The organism is Aquidulcibacter sp., assembly GCF_020253525.1.
GTDB lineage: Bacteria > Pseudomonadota > Alphaproteobacteria > Caulobacterales > Aquidulcibacteraceae > Aquidulcibacter.
Genome location: NZ_JADCBK010000029.1, coordinates 1 through 4,858, shown reverse-complemented (window position 1 = coordinate 4,858; position 4,858 = coordinate 1). Strand labels below are relative to the sequence as shown.

The following is a 4,858-nucleotide window of genomic DNA, read 5'->3' as shown; positions in this document are numbered from 1 at the left end:
TAATTTCTATCAAGCTTGGATCGACACTTATGCGGATGAAAACTTTGCCGCGGCTACCGAGCGTATGAAAGCCATTGTGAATGCCGCAGCCGAGGCGGCGGGGCCCCAAGAGCGCGCGCGCATGCTAGCGGCTTTCCTGCGCTGTGCCCAACATGAGTGGCTGTTCTGGGATAGTGCCTACCACCAAAAAGACTGGCCGGTTCGCCCATAACGCGAAGCATGATGCACTTGTGCATCAGTGCGTTCAACTTATTGCGAAAACCGCTCTTCTTGTCAGCTTGGCCGCTTGAAGCGGGCTCAAGTCAGTCCATAAAGGTGGAAAAAGGAAACGCACCCCATGGGCTTAATCGACACCATCAAGCGCGAGGTTACATTTATTTCGGCATTGAGCCGCACCAACGCTTGGTTAAAGGATTTGAGTCCCGACAGCCAAGTTTTATTGCCGGACAATTGGGAAGCGGTTTGCGACCAATTTAATGCCAAGCCTGCCATTATGTTTGAGGGCAAAACCTGGACCTATGGCCAGTTTGACGGTCGGGCAAACCTCTATGCGCATTGGGCAATTTCCATTGGCTTGAAAGCAGGCGACGTGGTGTCGCTTTTCATGCAGAACCGACCTGATTATCTGGCGGCATGGTATGGCCTTACAAAGGTTGGCGTGATTGTCGCTTTGATCAATCATAACCTCCAAGGCCCATCTCTTTTGCATTGCGTCACGATCGCTAAATCCAAAGCAGCGATTGTCGGTGTCGAGCAGGCTGATTTATGGGCGACCATTGATGGTCAGCTAACCGATGTGTCGGTTTGGGCCGCAGGCGGGCTTTTCCCCAACGCCAATGACTTAGATCGCGCCCTGAACGCACAAAGCAACAAGCGGCCATCGCGGGCCTATCGCGAAATGCTGACGGCCAAAGACCCCTGCCTTTATGTCTATACGTCAGGCACCACGGGTAATCCTAAGGCCGCAACCTTGTCGCATTTGCGGACCCAAGGCATGAGCCGGTCCTTCATTGCAGCGACCAAAACAGGACCCGGCGACCGCGTCTATTGTCCACTGCCGCTCTATCATGGAACCGGTGGGATTTGTGGTGTGGGTCTGGTTTTGAATACCGGGGCAACTTTGGTGTTGCGGCGCAAGTTCTCTGCTACCCAATTCTGGGACGATATTGTCGATAATGAGTGCACGGTCTTTGCCTATATCGGTGAATTGTTCCGCTATTTGGTCAGTGTCCCGCCGCATCCGAAAGAGCAGGCCCACAAGTTGAAGTCCTGCTTTGGCAATGGTCTTCGTCCCGACGTTTGGGCGCGCGCCCAAGAGCGCTTCAAAATCCCTCTCATCTGCGAGTTCTATGGCTCAACTGAAGGCAATGTCAGCTTCATCAATGTCGAAGGTAAGTTGGGGGCGGTTGGCCGCATTCCAAGCTATCTCAAGAAGCGCTTCAATGTTGAGTTGGTGCGCTTTGATATTGAAGAGGAAAAGCCGATCCGTAACGCCGATGGTTTGTGCGAGAAATGCGCTTTCGATGAAGTTGGTGAGGCGATTGGCAAGATTGACACAACCAATGTTCGTGCGCGCTTTGATGGCTATGCAAATGACAAAGCGGCATCTGAAAAGAAGCTCCTGCGCGATGTTTTCGAGAAGGGCGATTTATGGTTCCGCACCGGCGACCTTCTGAAGCAAGATAAGTACGGTTATTATTATTTTGTCGATCGGATTGGCGACACTTATCGGTGGAAATCCGAAAATGTCTCAACCAATGAAGTGGGTGAGGCTTTGTGCATGTTCCCTGGCGTGGAACAGGCCAATGTCTATGGCGTCGATGTGCCCCATGCTGATGGCAGAGCAGGCATGGCTGTCATTGTATCGGGCAAACCACTCGATCTCGCGGCTTTGTCCGCCCATGTGCGCGCAGAGCTTCCCAGCTACGCCGTGCCGCTTTTCTTGCGCTTCCAGACAGAGATGGAAGTGACGGGGACCTTCAAATATCGCAAAGTGGATCTTGTCAAAGCAGGGTTTGACCCCGCCAAGATTTCAGACCCGATGGTGTGGATGAATCCGGCAACCCGCCTGTACGAACCACTGACTCCTGAAGTCTATGAAGCGTTTCAGCTAGGCCAAGTCAGATATTGAAGCGGTGAAAAGAAAATATTGACGAATGTTGGGTTAATCTAGGCCCATGTTCGATGTAACGCGTGTTTGTGAAACAGCAGAAGAGCTTGCGTGGTGGGACCCCGATGTCCTGGCTGCCGCCAATATTATGCCTGCAACAGGCCTCGCGACCGATTATCTGAATGTCTTCAATGAAGCCGCCATGCTGCTTGGGCTTTTGAGTGACATGCCTGACATGATCGACGAGCTACGCAATTGGGAGCCTTTGACCTATGAACAGCACTTTGCGCGTTCAGGGTTCCAAGCCAAGGATCTGGCGATCTTGGCCTATCAAAATGCCGACCCGTCAATCAAAGTGCCTTTTGATACATTGAGCCAAGAGACGTGTGACCTGCTGCAAGATGCCATTTTGCAAGCCGAAGACCTGATCCAAGCGGGAAAACCCTTGGATGGCTTTATCGGCGAAACCTCGATGGCGCTGCAAAACGCGATCATGATGCTCGACGGCATGGTGCATGGCGGGGCAGCCGGCGGTGCGCAGGACGACATTGACGCCTTGTTCGATTGAGAAAGCCCTGCCGCGCCGCGCTAGCTGCGGCGGGCGGTATAGCCAACGCGCGGGAAATGAACCACCAACGTTCCAAGACCTGGTACTTCGCGCTCCAAAGCAATCTCACTTGCATCGGAATAAACCAGCTTTCCAGTGACCGGATCGCGGCCATAATCGTCTGGTGAAACCGAGACAAAATCGCCTTCGCGCAAGCCCTGTGGCTCTTGCTCATCGACACCGGTTCGAGCGATTGGGGTGCATTGTCCAGCCAGCGCCACGGCTTCTTGGGAGGACATGGTTGCAACGGTGCCATGGCCGATATCGTCGACCCGCTCAACCCAGTCGCGTGCCGTCTCAAAGGGAGCCATCAGGCTATCATAACCTGGCCGATAGGCGTTGCGCAGGAACCAGAAATTCATATAGGCAGAAATGTCGCCCAAGCCCGGCTTATCGCCAAATAACCAGTCGCCTTTGGAAGCCTCGAGCGCTTCCTCCACCCAAGCCACATGGCCCCGCCACTGGTCGCGCATCATGGGCGAAGCGGCGCGCATTTGCTCGGTATCAAAGGGTCTGCCAGACAATTGCTCGCGATCCCGCTTGAAGGCTTCGGGGACATTAAAGCCCTCCGCGCCAAAAATGATGGGTACGCTGGCTTGGAAAAAGGCCCGGTCTGCCCACATGGCAATCATCCAAGCAAGGCCTGCTTCGCCATTGGGATACAGGGTTGGGCTAGGGTGACGGCGCTCAATCTCGCGCAGGATCAATTGGGTGTCGCAATAGATGTCAGCCCCGATTTGCAAGACCGGCGTGCGGCGATAGCCCCCTGTGAGAGGCGTGAGGTCAGGTTTAGGCATGATGGCTGGAATAGTCACCGACACCCAATTCAACCCTTTTAGGCCCATCACCAGCCGTATTTTTTCCGAAAACGGCGAGGCGTTGAAATGGTGCAAGATCAGACTATCGGCATCGGCCATGAGAACATCCTTAAACAAGCGACTCGCGCATGAGCTTGCTTCCTTTTAACGACCCAAATGCATTCGACCAGTCCTTCACTAAATTGCGACGCGACAAATACAGTCGCCCGCGTTACATCACGCCAACAGCAAAATAAATGCGCTGGCTAAAGCTGGCACGAGGGGGAAATATGTTTGACTTTGAAGCCACAAAATCGGTTGCCGACATTACACGCGTCCAAGCCGCAACCCGTCCCGATGCTATCGCCATCTCCTTTAAAGATCGGACGACGACGTTTAAGCGCTTGGATCTCATCGCCAATCAGATCGCGCATGCACTGATCAATCTGGGTGTGAAGCCAGATGACCGGGTAGCAGTTTATGGAGCAAATTCAGACCATTATATCGCTTTGTTCTTTGGCTGCGTGAAGGCGCGTGCTACCCTCGTGGGCGTAAATGCACGCCTAGCGCCGCCTGAAGTGGCCTATGTGCTCGATGATAGCCAAGCTAAAGTCTTTTTGGTTGGTAGTCATTTTTATGAACTTGCCGAAAAAGCGCTCGAGCATGCCACCAATAAGCCGGTGACACTGGCCATAGATGGTGGTCATGCCACTTGGACCAGCTATCAGGATTGGTATGGAGCCGCGCCGGCCGACGACCCCGGCCTGCCATGCCTGCCTGATGACGATGTCATCCAGCTTTACACCTCTGGTACCACGGGTCTGCCAAAAGGGGTGCAGATCACAAACCAGAATTATATGGCCTTCTTTGAATTTGGCATCGGCGCACAATGGGCCAAATATGAGGCTGGGGAAGCGGTTCTGATTGCCATGCCCATGTTTCATGTTGCCGGGATCAACAGCGCCATTCTCTGTATTGCACAGGGCGCAAGGGCCGTCGTGCTCGAACAGGTCGACCCCGTTGAAATTTTGCGATTGATCGCGGTGGAGAAAATCGCGCACGCCTTTGTTGTGCCCGCGGTGATCAATATTCTCATCCAAGTCAACGCTAAAATGCCAACCGACTTCTCCGCTCTAAAGCGCATGTATTACGGGGCTTCGCCAATTGCGGAAGATTTGCTGCTACAGGCGCAAAAGACTTTTGGCTGCTCCTTCACCCAATTGTATGGCATGACTGAAAGCTTGGGCGCGGGCACCTATTTGCCACCCGAAGCGCATGACCCCGCCCGCGGCAAACTGCGCTCTTGCGGAATTGCTTGGCCCGGGTTTGAGATTGAATGTCGCC

4 protein-coding genes and 1 pseudogene are annotated in these 4,858 nt (G+C 53.7%); 4 read left to right on the top strand and 1 reads right to left on the bottom strand.

Going from position 1 to position 4,858, the window contains the following annotated elements; all coding sequences use genetic code 11:
* The 3 genes and pseudogenes from IOB61_RS03990 to IOB61_RS03980 form a co-directional block, all read left to right on the top strand.
* A pseudogene (locus IOB61_RS03990) lies at positions 1-211 on the top strand (thiaminase II); the annotation flags it as partial.
* A 126-nt stretch (positions 212-337) separates the two neighbouring features.
* A complete protein-coding gene (locus IOB61_RS03985) occupies positions 338-2,131 on the top strand; it encodes a long-chain-acyl-CoA synthetase (RefSeq protein ID WP_290812508.1) in 1,794 nt (597 codons plus the stop codon).
* Between the two features lie 46 nt (positions 2,132-2,177).
* Positions 2,178-2,678 (top strand): hypothetical protein, encoded by a 501-nt coding sequence (locus IOB61_RS03980; RefSeq protein WP_290812506.1) that lies wholly within the window; start codon positions 2,178-2,180, stop codon positions 2,676-2,678.
* 20 nt (positions 2,679-2,698) lie between these two features.
* Here IOB61_RS03980 and IOB61_RS03975 read toward each other — a convergent pair whose 3' ends face one another.
* A complete protein-coding gene (locus tag IOB61_RS03975) occupies positions 2,699-3,634 on the bottom strand; it encodes a glutathione S-transferase family protein (RefSeq protein ID WP_290812503.1) in 936 nt (311 codons plus the stop codon).
* 170 nt (positions 3,635-3,804) lie between these two features.
* On the opposite strand from IOB61_RS03975, the gene IOB61_RS03970 reads away from it, so the two are divergent.
* Positions 3,805-4,858: AMP-binding protein (locus tag IOB61_RS03970; RefSeq protein WP_290812500.1), on the top strand; the 1,054-nt coding region annotated here is incomplete at its 3' end.